The sequence below is a fragment of the Pseudomonas abietaniphila genome (genome assembly GCF_900100795.1).
Lineage (GTDB): Bacteria > Pseudomonadota > Gammaproteobacteria > Pseudomonadales > Pseudomonadaceae > Aquipseudomonas > Aquipseudomonas abietaniphila.
The window spans coordinates 276,649-293,407 of the sequence record NZ_FNCO01000007.1 but is presented as its reverse complement, the minus strand read 5'-3'; the positions used below and the strand labels follow the sequence as shown (position 1 = coordinate 293,407).

13 protein-coding genes and 1 pseudogene are annotated in these 16,759 nt (G+C 60.3%); 10 read left to right on the top strand and 4 right to left on the bottom strand.

The window, feature by feature from the left end:
• Nucleotides 1-4 precede the first annotated feature (4 nt).
• Nucleotides 5-448, top strand: coding sequence for an Hsp20 family protein (locus tag BLS87_RS15900; RefSeq protein WP_074753500.1), 444 nt, complete (start codon nucleotides 5-7; stop codon nucleotides 446-448).
• A gap of 84 nt (nucleotides 449-532) precedes the next feature.
• On the opposite strand, the pseudogene BLS87_RS15895 reads toward BLS87_RS15900, so the two are convergent.
• Both BLS87_RS15895 and BLS87_RS15890 read right to left on the bottom strand, forming a co-directional pair.
• A pseudogene (locus BLS87_RS15895) lies at nucleotides 533-2,596 on the bottom strand (putative bifunctional diguanylate cyclase/phosphodiesterase); the annotation flags it as partial.
• 119 nt (nucleotides 2,597-2,715) lie between these two features.
• Nucleotides 2,716-3,594 carry a LysR family transcriptional regulator gene (locus tag BLS87_RS15890; protein ID WP_074753436.1) on the bottom strand — a complete coding sequence of 293 codons (879 nt, stop codon included), beginning with the start codon at nucleotides 3,592-3,594 and terminating at the stop codon, nucleotides 2,716-2,718.
• A 158-nt stretch (nucleotides 3,595-3,752) separates the two neighbouring features.
• On the opposite strand from BLS87_RS15890, the gene leuC reads away from it, so the two are divergent.
• From leuC to asd, 4 genes are all read left to right on the top strand, one after another.
• Nucleotides 3,753-5,177, top strand: a complete 1,425-nt coding sequence (gene leuC / locus BLS87_RS15885; RefSeq protein WP_074753435.1) for a 3-isopropylmalate dehydratase large subunit — start codon at nucleotides 3,753-3,755, stop codon at nucleotides 5,175-5,177.
• Nucleotides 5,178-5,187: 10 nt separating this feature from the next.
• A complete protein-coding gene (leuD, locus tag BLS87_RS15880) occupies nucleotides 5,188-5,832 on the top strand; it encodes a 3-isopropylmalate dehydratase small subunit (protein ID WP_074753434.1) in 645 nt (214 codons plus the stop codon).
• Between the two features lie 173 nt (nucleotides 5,833-6,005).
• Nucleotides 6,006-7,088: a 3-isopropylmalate dehydrogenase gene (gene leuB / locus BLS87_RS15875; RefSeq protein WP_074753433.1), complete on the top strand. Its 1,083-nt coding sequence runs from the start codon at nucleotides 6,006-6,008 to the stop codon at nucleotides 7,086-7,088.
• A gap of 82 nt (nucleotides 7,089-7,170) precedes the next feature.
• Entirely contained in the window at nucleotides 7,171-8,283 is a 1,113-nt protein-coding gene (gene asd, locus BLS87_RS15870) for an aspartate-semialdehyde dehydrogenase (protein ID WP_074753432.1), read from the top strand.
• Between the two features lie 242 nt (nucleotides 8,284-8,525).
• Here asd and BLS87_RS15865 read toward each other — a convergent pair whose 3' ends face one another.
• A complete protein-coding gene (locus BLS87_RS15865) occupies nucleotides 8,526-9,689 on the bottom strand; it encodes an acyltransferase family protein (RefSeq protein ID WP_074753431.1) in 1,164 nt (387 codons plus the stop codon).
• A gap of 368 nt (nucleotides 9,690-10,057) precedes the next feature.
• Here BLS87_RS15865 and BLS87_RS15860 point away from each other — a divergent pair, with 368 nt between their 5' ends.
• The 5 genes from BLS87_RS15860 to BLS87_RS15840 all read left to right on the top strand — a co-directional run bounded on the left by BLS87_RS15860 (nucleotide 10,058) and on the right by BLS87_RS15840 (nucleotide 15,389).
• The gene (locus BLS87_RS15860) at nucleotides 10,058-11,074 is read left to right on the top strand and encodes a 2-dehydro-3-deoxygalactonokinase (protein ID WP_074753430.1); all 1,017 of its coding nucleotides are present in this window, start codon (nucleotides 10,058-10,060) and stop codon (nucleotides 11,072-11,074) included.
• Nucleotide 11,075: 1 nt separating this feature from the next.
• Nucleotides 11,076-11,708, top strand: a complete 633-nt coding sequence (locus tag BLS87_RS15855; RefSeq protein ID WP_074753429.1) for a 2-dehydro-3-deoxy-6-phosphogalactonate aldolase — start codon at nucleotides 11,076-11,078, stop codon at nucleotides 11,706-11,708.
• Between the two features lie 70 nt (nucleotides 11,709-11,778).
• Entirely contained in the window at nucleotides 11,779-12,927 is a 1,149-nt protein-coding gene (gene dgoD / locus BLS87_RS15850; protein ID WP_074753428.1) for a galactonate dehydratase, read from the top strand.
• 264 nt (nucleotides 12,928-13,191) lie between these two features.
• Nucleotides 13,192-14,517: an MFS transporter gene (locus BLS87_RS15845; protein ID WP_074753427.1), complete on the top strand. Its 1,326-nt coding sequence runs from the start codon at nucleotides 13,192-13,194 to the stop codon at nucleotides 14,515-14,517.
• Between the two features lie 65 nt (nucleotides 14,518-14,582).
• Nucleotides 14,583-15,389 carry an IclR family transcriptional regulator gene (locus BLS87_RS15840; RefSeq protein WP_074753426.1) on the top strand — a complete coding sequence of 269 codons (807 nt, stop codon included), beginning with the start codon at nucleotides 14,583-14,585 and terminating at the stop codon, nucleotides 15,387-15,389.
• Nucleotides 15,390-15,546: 157 nt separating this feature from the next.
• On the opposite strand, the gene BLS87_RS15835 is transcribed toward BLS87_RS15840, so the two are convergent.
• Nucleotides 15,547-16,599 (bottom strand): NAD(P)-dependent alcohol dehydrogenase, encoded by a 1,053-nt coding sequence (locus BLS87_RS15835; protein WP_074753425.1) that lies wholly within the window; start codon nucleotides 16,597-16,599, stop codon nucleotides 15,547-15,549.
• Nucleotides 16,600-16,759: the final 160 nt, after the last annotated feature.

Genomic DNA, 16,759 nt, shown 5'->3' with positions numbered 1-16,759 from the left:
TCACATGACTACCGCTTTCTCTCTGGCTCCACTGTTCCGTTCTTCCGTGGGCTTTGACCGCTTCAACGACCTGTTCGAATCGGCCGCCCGCAACGAGTCGGCCAGCAGCTACCCTCCCTACAACGTCGAGAAACACGCAGACGACCAATACCGCATTGTCATCGCGGCGGCGGGTTTCCAGGAAGAAGACCTCGAGTTGCAGGTCGAGAAGGGTGTGCTGACCGTCACGGGCAGCAAGCGCGACAACACGGCGGATGGCGTGACCTTCCTGCATCAGGGCATTGCCCAGCGCGCGTTCAAGCTGTCGTTCCGTCTGGCCGACCATATCGAAGTGCAAAACGCCGCACTGGTGAACGGCCTGCTGAACATTGACCTGCTGCGCCTGGTGCCTGAAGAGGCCAAGCCAAAACGCATCCAGATCAATGGTCAGAAAACCCTGGCGCATTGATTCACCCGCCAGCGAAATGAAAAGGCGCCCCTTGGGGCGCCTTTTTTTAGGCTGTTCAGTCACCGCTTGACGCTTCTGTGGACGTTACAGGAACCTCCCACGCAACAGCGTTTCAAACCCTGCGGCGCTCAGCGGTTCGCTGAACAGAAACCCCTGATAAAAGTGGCAGTCCAGTTGCGCAAGAAAGTCCAGTTGCTCCTGTGTTTCGACGCCTTCGGCAATAATCGCGAGGTTCAGGCTGGCGGCCATGGCGACAATGGCGCGGACGATTTCGGCGTCGTTGGGATCGGTGGTTGCGTCGCGAACGAATGACTGATCGATTTTCAGCGCGTCTACCGGCAAGCGTTTCAGGTACGTCAGCGACGAATAGCCCGTGCCGAAATCATCCATGGCGAAACTGATGCCCAGGTGCTTGAGCTGGAGCATTTTGGCGATGGTGTCGTCCAGGTTTTGAATGACGATGCCTTCGGTGATTTCCAGTTTGAGCAGGCGGTTGGGCAGTCCATAGGTGCGCAGGCAGCGTTCGACGCGCTCGACAAAATCCGACTGACGAAACTGCCGGGGACTGATGTTCACGCACAGGCTGAAATCGTTACCGTCGATCAACTCCTTACCCAGCAGTTCTCTGCCCGTTTTGCAGGCTTCTTCGAGAATCCAGTTGCCGACCTCAAGGATCATCCCGCTTTCTTCCATGACCTGAATGAACTGGCTGGGCGCCAGGTGACCCAGGCTCGGGTGTTGCCACCGCAGCAGCGCCTCGGCGCCGACAATGCGATTGCCGCGGGTATCCACCTGGGGTTGATAGCTGAGGCTGAACTCGCCGCGGGCGAGCGCCTGGCGCAAGTCGTTCTCCAGGCGCAAACGGTCGCTGGCCGCCTTTTGCATGGTGGCGTGAAACATCTGTATTGCGTTGCGGCCCGAGTCCTTGGCCCGGTACAGCGCGATATCCGCGCGCTTGAGCAGGTCGGCGGGGGTTGAGCCATGGTCGGGAATCAAGGCAATCCCGATGCTGGGCGTGACCTGCAGCCGGTGGCCGTCGAGGAACATCGGTTCCGAAAGCAGCTCGCGCAAGGTGTTTGCCAGGCGTTGGACCTGATCGACGACCTCCTCCCTGGATCCCTCCAGTCCGCTGATCAGCACGACAAACTCGTCGCCTCCCAGCCGCGCCACGGTGTCTTCCAGTCGTACGCTGGCTTCCAGGCGCGCGGTGATGATCTTCAGCACACTGTCGCCAACCGGATGCCCCAGCGAATCATTGATGTGCTTGAAGTGATCAAGGTCGAGGAACAGCAAGGCGCCGCGTAAATTGTGGCGCTTGAGCAAGGCAATCTGCTGGCTCAGACGGTCCATCAGCAGGGCGCGGTTGGGCAGGTTGGTCAGCGAGTCGTGATAGGCCAGGTGCTGAATCTGCGCCTGGGCGTTCTTCAACTGGCTGATGTCACGTGCGGTGATTAAAAGGCACGGGGTGCCATCAAGTAACAGTGGGTCGATGGAGACGTCGACCGTGATGAGCTCACCGTCCTTGTTGCGCCCCAGCAACTCACGGTTACGCACTTTGCCCTTTTCTTCGATTTCCTGAATCAGCCGCGTGCGTTGGGTAATGTCGGCCATGATCGAGAACTCGAACACCGTGCGATTGACGACATCGCTGGCGCTGTAGCCGGACAGGCGAGAAAAACCGTCGTTGACTTCGATGTACCGGCCGGAGTCCCGTTCGGTGATGATGATGGCGTCCGGGCTTGAGTGAAACGCGCGGGCAAACTTCTCTTCGCTGGCCTTGAGCGCCTGTTGTGCGCGTATATGTTCGGTGTTGTCGATGAAGGTGCTCAGCAGGTAGAGGCCGTCGCTCAAGTCTATTTGCTGGGTATAGAGCGTGCCGTCGTGGGTGCGTCCGTCCCGGCTGCGCCACTGGGTCTCCAGGCTGGCAGGTTCATCGGTAACCAAGGTTTTTTCCAGCGCCATCTCACGATGCTGTGCGGCCATCCAGAGGCCGATCTCCAGCGTGGTACGGCCCATACAGTCGCTCATCGGCCAGCCGAACGTCGTCTCGAAATGGCGATTGGCGTTGCAGATCAGACCGTCTTCGAAGCGCGTGAGCAAGACCACATTGGGACTGAGGTTAAACAGGGTCGCAAAGTGTTTCTCCGACTCTTTCGCGGTCAATGCCAGGCCAGTCAGTTGAAACAGTGGGCTGTCAGCGGTTATGGGCATGCGATCACGAGCCTTCAGGGAGTCAAGCCAGTATGTCGATCAGTAGGCAGCACCGCTCAGGCGACGGTCGCCTGGGCATCGAGCAGCGCCATGAAGGCCTTGGCGGCGTTCGACAGCGTGCGTTCCGTGTGAACAATGTAGCCTAGCTGGCGCCGCAGCTGTATGCCCGGCAATGGAATGCTGGCGACCTGTTCGTCAAGCATGGTCCTGGGGAGCACACTCCAGGCCAGCCCGATGGACACCATCATCTTGATCGTCTCCATGTAGTTGGTGCTCATGGCGATGTTGGGCTTCAGTCCCTCGGCTTCGCACAAGCCACTGACGATGTGATGGGTGAAGGTATTGCCGCCCGGAAACACGGCAGGGTAGCGGGCAATGTCGGCCAAGCTGACGTTGGGCGTCGTGGCCAGCGGGTGTTCGGGGGCCGCCACGAAGTCCAAAGGGTCATCCCAGACCCTCACGGCCTTCACCAGCGAGTGCGGCTCCGGTGCCAGGGTGATCACTGCCAGCTCCGCACGGCCGTGCAGGATTTCCTCATACGCGACCTCGGAATCCAGAAACTCGATGTCCAGCGCGACGTCGGGATAAGCGCGGGTGAACGCTCTTAATACCGGTGGCAGGCGGTGCAGGCCGATGTGGTGGCTGGTCGCCAGACTCAAGCGGCCGGTTACCTCACCGGTCAGATTGGTCAGCGCGCGTCGCGTGTCATCCAGTACGTTGAGGATCTGGTAGGCCCGGGGCAAAAGCGCGCGGCCGGCTTCCGTCAGGCTGACTTCCCGACCGAGGCGGTCGAACAGGCGTACATTGAGTTGTTGTTCAAGGCCGGCGATGCGCTTGCTGATGGCGGGCTGAGTCAGGTGCAGGCGTTCACCGGCGCCCGAAAAACTGCCGGTCTCGGCAATGGCAATAAAGGCATTGAGGTTCGCCAGATCCATCTCGAATTCCTGTTGGTTATCCAAAGCATGAAAAATATGAATTTGAGTTATTTAAGCATATTCCATAGCATCTCCCCCACAAGCCAAGGGGTCTTTGAATCGTCACCGTGATGACGATGACCCAAGGCATAGAAACAAGCTGATGAGGAAACCGTCTGATGGCCGGCAAAACGCTCTACGACAAGCTCTGGGATTCGCACTTGGTCAAACAGCGCGACGATGGTTCGGCGCTGCTTTATATCGATCGTCACATCATTCACGAAGTGACCTCGCCACAGGCGTTCGAGGGCTTGCGCCTGGCTGGCCGCAAACCATGGCGCATCGACGCCAACGTCGCCACCGTTGACCACAACGTGCCGACCACCCCGGACCGCAAGGACGGCGTCGACGCCATCGTCGATCAGGTGTCGCGTCTGCAGGTCAAGACGCTCGACGACAACTGCGACGAATACGGCATCACCGAATTCAAGATGAACGACGTGCGTCAGGGCATCGTTCACGTCATCGGCCCGGAGCAGGGCGCAACCTTGCCGGGCATGACCGTGGTCTGCGGCGACTCTCATACCTCGACCCATGGCGCCTTCGGCGCTCTGGCTCACGGTATCGGCACATCCGAGGTCGAGCACGTGCTCGCCACTCAGTGCCTGGTCGCCAAGAAAATGAAAAACATGCAGGTGAAGGTCGAAGGCAAGCTGCCGTTCGGCGTCACCGCCAAGGACATCGTGCTGGCGATTATCGGCAAGATCGGCACGGCCGGCGGTAACGGCCACGCCATCGAGTTCGCAGGCAGCGCGATTCGCGACCTGTCCGTTGAAGGCCGCATGACCATCTGCAACATGTCCATCGAGGCGGGCGCGCGCGTCGGTCTGGTGGCCACGGACGAAAAAACCATTGCCTACGTCAAGGGCCGTCCTTTCTCGCCAAAAGGCGAGCAGTGGGACATGGCTGTCGAAGCCTGGAAAACGCTTGTGTCGGACGACGACGCCGTGTTCGATACCGTGGTCGAGCTGGACGCCACCCAGATCAAGCCGCAGGTGAGCTGGGGCACGTCGCCGGAAATGGTCCTCGCGGTGGATCAGAATGTTCCGGATCCTGCGCAGGAAGCCGATCTGGTCAAACGTGGCTCCATTGAGCGCGCGTTGAAGTACATGGGCCTCAAAGCCAATCAGGCGATTACCGACATTCAGCTGGATCGCGTGTTCATCGGTTCGTGCACCAACTCGCGGATCGAAGACTTGCGTGCCGCCGCCGACATCGCCAAAGGCCGCAAAGTGGCCTCGACCATCAAGCAGGCGATCGTTGTGCCGGGCTCGGGTCTGGTGAAAGAGCAGGCAGAAAAAGAAGGCCTGGACAAGATCTTCCTCGAAGCCGGTTTCGAATGGCGTGAGCCAGGCTGCTCGATGTGTCTGGCGATGAACCCGGACCGACTGGAAAGTGGCGAGCATTGCGCATCCACCTCCAACCGTAACTTCGAAGGCCGTCAGGGCGCCGGTGGTCGTACTCACCTGGTCAGTCCGGCGATGGCGGCGGCGGCAGCGGTCAACGGCCGTTTCGTCGATGTCCGCACCATGAGCCAGCAATAAGGAGCCCAGCATGAAGCCTTTTACTCAACACACCGGTTTGGTCGCTCCGCTGGACCGTGCCAACGTCGACACCGATCAGATCATTCCCAAGCAGTTCCTGAAGTCGATTCGTCGCACCGGGTTTGGTCCGAACCTGTTCGATGAGTGGCGTTATCTGGACGTGGGTCAGCCGTATCAGGACAACTCCAAGCGCCCGGTGAACCCTGACTTCGTGCTTAACCACGAACGTTACCAAGGTGCCAGCGTGCTGCTGGCGCGCGAAAACTTCGGCTGTGGCTCGAGCCGCGAGCACGCGCCATGGGCGCTGGAAGAGTACGGTTTTCGCAGCATCATCGCGCCGAGCTACGCCGACATCTTCTTCAACAACAGCTTCAAGAACGGCCTCTTGCCGATCATCCTGAGCGAAGCTGAAGTGGACGAGCTGTTCAAGGTGGTCGAAGCCAATCCCGGTTACCAGTTGAAAGTGGACCTGCAAACGCAGACCGTGACCCGCGAAGATGGCAAGGTACACACCTTTGAAATCGACGCCTTCCGCAAGCACTGCCTGCTCAACGGCCTGGACGACATCGGCCTGACCCTGGTGGATGGTGATGCGATCGCGACGTTTGAAGCCAAACACCGCGCCTCGCAGCCCTGGCTCTTTCGGGATGCCTGATTGATACACGAACGGTAGGAGCCGGCTTGCTGGCGAAGGCGATTAATCAGACACCTAGGGTGTCGCCTGACTTGACGCATTCGCCAGCAAGCCGGCTCCTACCCTTCAGGACACACCCGCTTTTCCAATCGGCGCTCCTGAAGCGCCGATGCACTTATTGAAACGAGGATGGTATGAGCAAGCAGATTCTGATTCTTCCAGGTGATGGTATTGGTCCGGAAATCATGGCCGAAGCGGTCAAGGTGCTGGAACTGGCGAACGAGAAGTATCAGCTGGGCTTTGAACTGAGCCACGACGTCATCGGCGGCGCAGCCATCGACAAGCATGGCGTGCCGCTGGCCGACGAGACGCTTGACCGTGCCCGTGCGGCCGACGCCGTCCTGCTGGGCGCCGTGGGTGGCCCGAAGTGGGACGCCATCGAGCGTGACATTCGTCCTGAGCGCGGCCTGCTGAAAATCCGCTCGCAACTGGGCCTGTTCGCCAATCTGCGTCCGGCCATCCTGTATCCGCAACTGGCTGACGCTTCGAGCCTCAAGCCGGAAATCGTTTCGGGCCTGGACATCCTTATCGTTCGCGAGCTGACCGGCGGTATCTACTTCGGCGCGCCACGTGGCACCCGCGAGCTGGAAAACGGCGAGCGGCAGTCTTACGATACCTTGCCGTACAGCGAGAGCGAGATCCGCCGCATCGCTCGCGTCGGTTTCGACATGGCCCGTGTACGCGGCAAGAAACTCTGCTCGGTCGACAAGGCCAACGTTCTGGCGTCCAGCCAGCTGTGGCGTGAAGTGGTTGAGCAAGTGGCCCAGGACTATCCGGATGTCGAGTTGAGCCACATGTACGTGGACAACGCCGCCATGCAACTGGTCCGCGCGCCGAAGCAGTTCGACGTGATGGTCACCGACAACATGTTCGGCGACATCCTGTCCGACGAAGCCTCGATGCTTACTGGTTCCATCGGCATGCTGCCATCGGCGTCGCTGGACTCCCAGAACAAGGGCATGTACGAGCCTTGCCACGGTTCGGCACCGGACATCGCGGGCAAAGGCGTGGCCAACCCGTTGGCGACCATCCTGTCGGTGTCGATGATGCTGCGTTACAGCTTCAATCAGCACACCGCAGCCGATGCGATTGAGAAGGCCGTCAGCCTGGTGCTGGACCAGGGCCTGCGTACCGGTGATATCTGGTCCGAAGGTAATGCCAAAGTCGGTACGCAGGAAATGGGCGACGCCGTAGTCGCCGCGCTGCGCAATCTGTAATATCTCGGGCCCACTGCCGCAAGATCGAGTCCAAAGGCTCTCTGCGAGAAGGGGCCCCACTTTTAATTAAGGTGTAGTTGCGATGAAACGTGTAGGTCTGGTCGGTTGGCGCGGTATGGTTGGTTCCGTGCTCATGCAGCGCATGCTGGAAGAGCAGGATTTCGATCTCATTGAGCCGGTTTTTTTCACCACCTCCAACGTCGGCGGACAAGGTCCGTCGGTGGGCAAGGACATTGCGCCGTTGAAGGATGCCTACAGCATTGACGAGCTCAAGACTCTGGACGTGGTACTGACCTGCCAGGGCGGCGACTACACCAACGAGGTGTTCCCGAAGCTGCGCGAAGCCGGCTGGCAGGGTTACTGGATCGACGCGGCCTCGGCCCTGCGCATGCAGGACGACGCGGTGATCATCCTTGACCCGGTCAACCGCAAGGTCATCGACCAGCAGCTGGATGCCGGCACCAAGAATTACATCGGCGGCAACTGTACCGTCAGCCTGATGCTGATGGGGCTGGGCGGCCTGTTCGAAGCCGGTCTGGTCGAATGGATGAACGTCATGACGTATCAGGCGGCCTCTGGTGCCGGCGCGCAGAACATGCGTGAGCTGATCAAGCAAATGGGCGCGATCAATGCGTCGGTGGCGGACGAACTGGCGAACCCTGCCAGCGCGATTCTGGACATCGACCGCAAAGTGGCCGAAGCCATGCGCGGCGACAGCTTCCCGACCGAGAACTTCGGTGTACCACTGGCGGGCAGCCTGATCCCCTGGATCGACAAGGAACTGCCGAACGGTCAGAGCCGCGAAGAGTGGAAAGGCCAGGCGGAGACCAACAAGATCCTGGGCCGCTTCAAAAGCCCGATTCCGGTCGACGGTATCTGCGTGCGCATCGGCGCCATGCGTTGCCACAGCCAGGCGCTGACCATCAAGCTGAACAAGGATGTGCCGATCGCGGACATCGAAGGCATGATCAGCCAGCACAACCCGTGGGTGAAGCTGGTGCCGAACAACCGTGAGGCGAGCATCCAGGAACTGAGCCCGACGTCGGTGACCGGCACGTTGAACATTCCGGTAGGCCGTCTGCGCAAGCTGAACATGGGTTCGCAGTACCTGGGCGCGTTTACGGTGGGTGACCAGTTGTTGTGGGGTGCCGCTGAGCCGTTGCGTCGTATGTTGCGGATTCTGCTGGAGCGTTGATTCGCTTTTTGTGTTTCAAATAAAAAAACCGCCTGTCAGGGGCGGTTTTTTTATGGGGTTGATTTGGGGGCGGCCTAGGTGTCCAACTTTTGGGGGTCAGTTCAACCCTTGGTTACTTGGGGTTATCAAGTAACTCGCCGAAGGCGAAACAGAAAGGCCGTTAGGCCGAAACAGAATATCTGCGTCACCACCGATCGTACGGATTCACACGCAGAGCAACGCCCAAAAGCTTGTAACCCCCTTCAAACCTGCTCCGGCGGTGGATCATCCTTACGCCGACGAAACAACGTTCCGCGCTTCCAGTGCTTCCCAAACCGGATGCCCGGCGCCTCGATATAGCAATGGGTCAACATCGACACCACCACCACGGCAATGACCACAAAGAGCATCAGCAAGTTATCGTTCAGCGCAGTCCCGGTGCTGAGGTAACGCACCATCGTGCCGCTCGTTTCGCCCGGGCGGTCGACCAGCAGTGAAAGCCCGCTGAACTTGGCCGCAATGGTGATCGCGGTCGCCAGCACGAAAATCACCGCCGCGTGGGTCAGATAGATCGACAGCCACAACCTGCCCAGCGCGGGAAACAACCGCAGGCTCAAGAGCCGAGACACCAGTCCGGCTTCATAGGAAAAAATCAGCACCGCCACGCAGAACAGCAACCCAAGCTCGACGGTCAGGGGTTGCTCGCCCTCCGTCATGAGCCAGTAAATCGCTGCCAGCACACCCACTTCCAGCACGGTGGCGAAGGCCGGGCCCGGCACCGAGTCGTGCAGTCTCACGTACAGCCGGTAAGTAATCGCCCCGGCAAAGAAACACGAAGTCCCCCACAGCACGTTGCGCGGAATCAGGTTGAAATCCTTGTATAGCGCGATGAACGCAATCACACAGAGCAGCGAAAACAGCTTTCGCGCCAGGCCCGGCAGGGAGAACAAGATCAGTGCGAAGATCACCCACAGATAGAATTCGACACTGATGAACCAGGAGGGGTAGTTGAAAGACAGCGCATTGAACGTCGGCCACCATGCCTGGATCAGCAGCAGATTAGGCAGGATCTCGCTTGGTGCGCGGTCGCCGCTGAACGCCGGGTAATTCAGGGAAAGGCCATAGCGCTCCATCACCAGTTTCAGACATTCGAACCCGATGAAGAACAGCAGCACGGCAATGTGCAGCGGCATTACGCGACAGGTTCGCGTGATCATGAATTCGCCCAACTGGCGGGGCGTGGTGAGGTTGCCGATGTAGCGGCGGTAAATCAGAAAGCCGCTCAAGGCGAAGAAGAAGCCCACGAACTGGCTGGCGTTTCTGAAAAACGTCAGTTCCGTGACGCTACGTTCAATGTGCGAGTGATGAACGATCAGCGCGACGGCACACAGGCCTCGGAAGCTGTCGAGCACGAGAAATCGCTTCATCTTACGGGTCCTTTTGCAGATGAGTGTAGACCGTGGATGGCAGGTGGCTATCGGCGTCTGATGTCGCCTGAGTGTAGGGAACAGCGTGTGAAAAAAACGCGAGGGATGGTTACCACCTTCGGCACGGTGGGCTGAATGGGCGGTGAGGCAAAGAGGGTGAGTGCAGCGGTCCGGGGATCCGGGCAGAGCGGAGTATGCCTGAGTGCCCAGATGGCCTGCCAGATGCAGCGGGAGGGGGCGAGGGATATAGGCGTGGCAAAATGTAAACATCCCACAATATGGGATTGACAGTTACATATTGAGATGTTTCGCTTTCCGGGTTTATAGTTCGTCCCGCATTCACTCATTAATAACAATCAGGTGAAGCCATGCAGGCGCAATTGATCGCGCTCGATTGGGGAACGACCTCCCTACGCGCGTATCGACTCGGCGAAAACGGCCGGGTACTGGAACAACGCTCGCTCAGCGCGGGCATCATGCAATTGCCTTCAACCCCCCGAAGGGTTGCCGGTCAGCTGTGCAGCGACGGTTTTGAGCTGGCCTTCGATGAAGCCTGTGGCGACTGGCTCGACGCGCAGCCGACCTTACCGGTCATCGCTTGCGGCATGGTCGGCAGTGCTCAAGGTTGGCGGGAAGCGGTCTACCAACAGACACCGGCCAGCGTCGCGGCGCTGAGTTCTGCGCTGGTGACGGTGCGCAGCACGCGCGGCGTCGATGTCCATATCGTGCCTGGGGTGCTGCAACGCTCCGAACTGCCAAACGTCATGCGTGGTGAAGAGACGCAAGTTCTGGGCATTCTCAGTGCGTTGTCTGCCGAACAAGCGGCCAGACCGATGTTGATCGGGTTACCCGGCAGCCATTCGAAGTGGGTGAGGGCGGTCGACGCTCGCATCGTTCATTTCGATACCTTCATGACCGGCGAGGTGTATGCCGCGCTGTCCAGTCACACCATCCTCGGCCGCACGATGCAGCGCAGCGATGCGTTCGACGCTGTTGCCTTTGACCGTGGCGTCGCCGTTGCGCAATCAACGGAAGGGGCCGCAGGCCCGCTGTCGACCATCTTCAGTTGTCGCACCCTGGGGCTCACCGGTGCATTGGCCGGCACTGCCCAACCGGATTATCTGTCCGGTCTGCTGATCGGCCACGAAATCGTGGCGTTGGTCCAATTGCTGCGCCAGCACGAGCAGCACCTGCCGTCGGTGATCCTGATCGGCAGCGGTCCGTTGCTGGAGCGCTATCAGCGCGCACTCCACGCCAATGGCTTCCCACAGGTGAACCTGGCCGAACAGGCCACCGAACGCGGCCTGTGGCAGGTCGCGGTTCAGGCCGGCCTGATTTCATCCCCTTCTGTGGCCGCTGCCCGGCCCCTTCATGTAGAGAACTGAGATGCTCAAACAAGCCCTCGCGCAAAACGGCCTGGTCGCGATTTTGCGCGGCCTGCGTCCTGAAGAAGCCCCGGCGATCGGTGACGTCCTGTACGCCGCCGGTTTTCGCGTCATTGAAGTCCCGCTTAACTCCCCTCAGCCGTACGACAGCATTCGTCTGCTGCGTCAGAGCCTGCCCGCCGATTGCCTGATCGGCGCGGGCACCGTGCTGACGCCTGAGCAAGTGCGTCAGGTCAAGGAGGCCGGTGGACAGGTCATCGTCATGCCGCACAGCGACCCCGAGGTGTTGCGTGCCGCCAAGGCCGAAGGCTTGTTCCTGTCGCCTGGCGTGGCGACGCCGACGGAGGCCTTTGCGGCGCTCGCCGAAGGCGCTGACGTGCTGAAAATGTTCCCGGCCGAGCAAATGGGACCTGCGGTGGTGAAGGCCTGGCTGGCCGTGTTGCCAGCGGGCACCGTGCTGCTACCGGTCGGCGGGATTACCCCGGACAACATGAAGATCTTCCTGGATGCCGGCGTTTCCGGTTTCGGCCTCGGGTCAGGCCTGTTCAAGCCCGGCCTGAGCCCGGCAGACGTCGCCGAGCGTGCGAAGGGTTATGTCGCCGCCTGGAAACAGTACCGCCCGGACGGCAAGTAACGCGTATTGCGCAGAGCGGCTTTGATTGGCAGGCCGCGATCACCGGCTTCGAATACAAGAGAGACAAGACATGAAAATTACCAAACTCACGACCTTCATCGTTCCACCGCGTTGGTGTTTCCTGAAAGTGGAAACCGACCAGGGCGTCACTGGCTGGGGCGAACCGGTGGTCGAAGGGCGTGCGCACACGGTTGCTGCGGCTGTTGAAGAATTGTCCGACTACCTGATTGGCAAAGACCCACGCAACATTGAAGACATCTGGACCGTGCTCTATCGCGGCGGCTTCTACCGGGGTGGCGCGATTCACATGAGCGCGCTGGCGGGTATCGACCAGGCGTTGTGGGACATCAAGGGCAAGGCGCTCGGCGTGTCGGTCAGCGATCTGCTGGGTGGTCAGGTGCGCGACAAGATTCGCGTCTACTCCTGGATCGGTGGCGACCGTCCTGCCGACACCGCGCGGGCGGCGAAAGAAGCGGTGTCCCGGGGTTTCACCGCCGTGAAGATGAACGGCACCGAGGAGCTGCAATTCCTCGACACGTTCGAGAAGGTCGATCTGGCCCTGGCCAACGTTGCGGCCGTGCGAGATGCGGTCGGGCCGAACGTCGGCATTGGCGTCGACTTCCACGGTCGGGTGCACAAGCCGATGGCCAAAGTGCTGATGAAAGAACTGGACCCCTACAAGCTGATGTTCATCGAAGAGCCGGTGCTCAGCGAAAACTATGAGGCGCTCAAAGAACTCGCGCCGCTGACCAGCACCCCGATTGCTCTGGGCGAGCGTCTGTTCTCGCGCTGGGACTTCAAGCGCGTGCTGAGCGAAGGCTACGTTGACATCATCCAGCCGGACGCTTCTCACGCGGGCGGCATCACCGAAACCCGCAAAATCGCCAACATGGCCGAGGCCTACGACGTGGCGCTGGCGCTGCATTGCCCGCTGGGTCCGATCGCCCTGGCCGCCTGTCTGCAACTGGACGCCGCCTGCTACAACGCGTTCATCCAGGAGCAGAGCCTGGGCATTCACTACAACGAAAGCAATGACCTGCTCGACTACATCAAGAACCCTGAAGTCTTCGATTACGACAAAGGCATGGTGAAGATCCCGAACGGGCCTGGGCTGGGGATCGAGATCAACGAAGAGTACGTCAAGGAACGCGCCGCCATCGGCCACCGCTGGCGCAACCCGATCTGGCGTCATGCCGACGGCAGCTTCGCCGAGTGGTGATTGAACGCCGGATCGGTTTGCTGAAGCCATCGGCGGCACCCGCCGGCTGACGCAAAAACCGGGCGTTGGCCGCAAAACCTGTAGGAGCCGGCTTGCTGGCGAAAGTGATGGGTCAGGCACTGAGAGGGTGAATGATGAGTTGCGTTCGCCAGCAAGCCGGCTCCTACAGGGGGCAATGGTCGTTCCCTTGCTCTGCGGAGTCACGATCATAACCCGCAACGCACAAATCCAGACCTCAGATAAACATAAAAAGAGGCATTTCCCATGCGCACACAGACCTTGCCGGAGGCGCGGGCGATCACCGCCACGCCGACACGCAAACGCTTTTTCATCATGGTCCTGCTGTTCATCACCGTTGTGATCAACTACCTGGACCGCAGCAACCTTTCCATCGCCGCGCCCGCGCTGACCAGCGAGCTGAACATCGACCCGGTACACGTAGGCCTGGTGTTCTCGGCATTCGGCTGGACCTACGCCGCCATGCAGTTGCCGGGCGGCTGGCTGGTGGACCGCGTTCCGCCACGCATCCTGTACACCGTCGCGCTGGCCTTGTGGTCAATCGCGACCATCTTCCTCGGCTTCGTCGGCAGCTTCGTCGGCCTGTTCGTGCTGCGCATGGCGGTCGGCGCGCTGGAAGCACCGGCGTATCCGATCAACAGCCGTGTGGTCACCGCCTGGTTTCCGGAAAAGGAACGCGCGACCGCCGTGGGTTTCTACACCTCGGGCCAGTTTGTCGGCCTGGCGTTTCTGACCCCGGTCCTCGCCTGGTTGCAAGCCACGTTCGGCTGGCACATGGTCTTCGTCGCCACCGGCGGCGTTGGCGTGATCTGGGCCGTGATCTGGTACATGGTTTACCGCGAGCCGCGTGATTTCAAAGGCGTTAATCAAGCTGAGATCGACCTCATCAAGGACGGCGGCGGCCTGGTCGACATACAGACCGATACCGATAAAGCCAAGAGCGGTTTCAGTTGGAAAGACCTGGGCATCGTTCTGACCCAGCGCAAGCTGTGGGGCATCTATCTCGGTCAGTTCTGCCTGAACTCGACGCTGTGGTTTTTCCTGACCTGGTTCCCGACCTACCTGGTGAAGTACCGCGGCATGGATTTCATCAAGTCCGGTCTGCTGGCGTCGTTGCCGTTTCTGGCGGCTTTCGTCGGTGTGCTGTGCTCTGGCTTCTTTTCCGACTGGTTGATTCGTCGCGGCCACACCGTGGGATTCGCGCGCAAGCTGCCCATCATTGCCGGGCTGTTGATCTCCACATCGATCATCGGTGCCAACTACGTGGACTCGACACCGTTGGTCATCGCGTTCCTGGCCCTTGCCTTCTTTGGCAACGGGCTGGCGTCGATCACCTGGTCGCTGGTTTCGACCCTGGCCCCGTCGCGTTTGTTGGGTCTGACCGGAGGCACCTTTAATCTGATCGGCAACCTGGCGGCCATTGCCACCCCAATCGTCATTGGTTTTCTGGCCTCGGGTGAGTCGTTCGCGCCTGCCATCACGTACATCGCTGTGCTGGCATTGCTCGGGGCGCTGTCCTACATCCTGCTGGTGGGCAAAGTCGAGCGAATCGAGCTGGATAATCCTCGCTGACGATTGGCATGCACTGAAGCGGGCGACGATAATGCCGCCAGCTTTCTGATTCGATAAGGCGTGATATGCAAGATTCTTCCGACACCCCGAGCCCGATGGGCAAAGACACGGCGCCGACCGGCACGCAAACGCTGTTGCGGGGGTTGGGCGTGGTGCAAGCGGTGGCCAGTGGCGCCCGAGACCTCAAGGAGATCGCACGGCTGATCGGGACGACGAAAAGTACGACGCACCGGTTGGCCAGCTGTCTGGTGGAAGAGCGCTACCTTCGGGTGTTGCCACAGGTGGGCTACCTGTTGGGGCCGAAGCTGATTGAACTGGGTTTCCAGGCGCGTGAGGAGTTGCCGTTGGCGATGCTCGCGCGCCCCTTCCTCGATGAATTGTCGGCGTTGACGGGCGACACCATCCATCTGGCAATTCGTGACGGGGACGAGGTGTTGTATCTGCATAAGAATCCCGGTCGCAACGGTCCGGAGATGCGTTCACGGGTAGGCCACCGGATGCCGCTGGCGCGCACCGGCATCGGCAAGGCGCTGTTGCTGGACAGCCCGGAAAGCGAATGGCGCCGGCTGTATGACCTGAGTGTGCCGGAGGTGGCCAGGAATCCGCTGTGGCCGGCGCACCAGGAGCAAACGTGGGAGCAGGTGCGCGATCGCATGCACGAGTACGTGAAGGGCAGTTACGCCTTCGACCTTGAGGACAACGAGCCCTCGATTCGCTGCGTTGCCGCGCCTGTGCGCGATGCCAGCAAACACATCGTTGCGGGGATCAGCATCGCCAGTACGGTGCCGTACATGCCGCTGGAAAAGATGGCCGAGCTGGTGCCGGTGATCAAGGAAACGGCGGCACGCTTGTCGGCGGAGCTGGGTGGGTAGCTGGAGGGTAACGATCGTCTTGTCGCGCGATCCTGTGGGACCGAATTCATTCGGGATGCGATGTTTCGGCCGATGAAGGTGTGTCGGATGTTCCGGCCTCTCCCGAATGAATTCGGTCCCACAGGTTTGGCCCCGCGCCATGCGGGGCGAATTGTCCTTACGCTTTCAGGGTGGCCATATCAATCACGAACCGGTACTTCACATCACCGGCGATCATGCGGCTATACGCCTCGTTGATGTGCTTGATGTCCAGCATCTCGATGTCGCAGCTGATGTCGTGTTCAGCGCAGAAATCCAGGACTTCCTGAGTCTCTGCGATGCCGCCGATCAATGAACCCGCCAGTACACGACGCTTCATCACCAGATTCGCCGCGTGCAGTGCGGGATCGACCGGCTCGATCAGGCCGACCAGAATGTGCACGCCGTCGAAACGCAGGGTTTCCAGGTACGGGTTCAGGTCGTGCTGGACCGGAATGGTGTCGAGCAGGAAGTCGAAGTGGCCGGCGGCGGCTTTCATCTGCTCGGCGTCGGTGGACACGATCACGTGATCGGCACCCTGACGACGGGCTTCTTCGGCCTTGCTCGCCGAGCGGGTGAACAGCGTGACTTCTGCGCCCATGGCTTTGGCGAACTTGATGCCCATGTGACCCAGGCCGCCCATGCCCAGTACGCCAACCTTGTCGCCTGCTTTAACGCCATAGTGTTTGAGTGGCGAGTAGGTGGTGATGCCGGCACACAGGATCGGTGCCGCGGCGGCCGGGTTCAGCTTTTCCGGAATCCGCACCACGAAGTGTTCGCTGACCACGATGCTGCTGGAATAACCGCCCATGGTGTTGGTGCCGTCGATCCGGTCCGGCGTGGCGTACGTCAGGGTCGGGCCTTCGAGGCAGTACTGCTCAAGGTCCGCGGCGCAGGCTTCGCAGTGACGGCAGGAGTCGACCATGCAACCGACGCCGACCAGATCGCCGACCTTGTGTCGCGTGACGTTGGCGCCGACTTCAGTGACCTTGCCGACGATTTCGTGGCCCGGCATCAACGGATAAACGGCGATGCCCCATTCATTACGTGCCTGGTGGATGTCGGAGTGGCAGACGCCGCAATACAGGATCTCGATCGCCACGTCGTCAGGGCGAGGGCTGCGACGGTTGAAGGTCATGGGGGCGAGGGGAGTGGTGGCTGACTGGGCGGCATAACCGATAGCTGTGTACATGTGTAACCTCGCATAAACGATGACAGTGGAGGCGGTGCATTCTCCTCAGCAGGGCCCTGACCGGCCATGACCATTCCTCCGTGAGTCATGCCTAATCGTCCGAACCTGTCATGTCGGGTGATGCGCAGAGCGGCAGATCTGCGATCATTGCAGTGTCTAA

Bases quoted from the DNA above. Each gene is read 5' to 3' on its own strand.
- BLS87_RS15835 (WP_074753425.1), bottom strand. From the start codon at position 16,599: ATGTACACAGCTATCGGTTATGCCGCCCAGTCAGCCACCACTCCCCTC.
- BLS87_RS15860 (WP_074753430.1), top strand. From the start codon at position 10,058: ATGCAGGCGCAATTGATCGCGCTCGATTGGGGAACGACCTCCCTACGC.
- leuC (WP_074753435.1), top strand. From the start codon at position 3,753: ATGGCCGGCAAAACGCTCTACGACAAGCTCTGGGATTCGCACTTGGTC.
- BLS87_RS15900 (WP_074753500.1), top strand. From the start codon at position 5: ATGACTACCGCTTTCTCTCTGGCTCCACTGTTCCGTTCTTCCGTGGGC.
- BLS87_RS15865 (WP_074753431.1), bottom strand. From the start codon at position 9,689: ATGAAGCGATTTCTCGTGCTCGACAGCTTCCGAGGCCTGTGTGCCGTC.
- BLS87_RS15845 (WP_074753427.1), top strand. From the start codon at position 13,192: ATGCGCACACAGACCTTGCCGGAGGCGCGGGCGATCACCGCCACGCCG.
- BLS87_RS15890 (WP_074753436.1), bottom strand. From the start codon at position 3,594: ATGGATCTGGCGAACCTCAATGCCTTTATTGCCATTGCCGAGACCGGC.
- leuB (WP_074753433.1), top strand. From the start codon at position 6,006: ATGAGCAAGCAGATTCTGATTCTTCCAGGTGATGGTATTGGTCCGGAA.
- BLS87_RS15840 (WP_074753426.1), top strand. From the start codon at position 14,583: ATGCAAGATTCTTCCGACACCCCGAGCCCGATGGGCAAAGACACGGCG.
- leuD (WP_074753434.1), top strand. From the start codon at position 5,188: ATGAAGCCTTTTACTCAACACACCGGTTTGGTCGCTCCGCTGGACCGT.
- dgoD (WP_074753428.1), top strand. From the start codon at position 11,779: ATGAAAATTACCAAACTCACGACCTTCATCGTTCCACCGCGTTGGTGT.
- BLS87_RS15855 (WP_074753429.1), top strand. From the start codon at position 11,076: ATGCTCAAACAAGCCCTCGCGCAAAACGGCCTGGTCGCGATTTTGCGC.
- asd (WP_074753432.1), top strand. From the start codon at position 7,171: ATGAAACGTGTAGGTCTGGTCGGTTGGCGCGGTATGGTTGGTTCCGTG.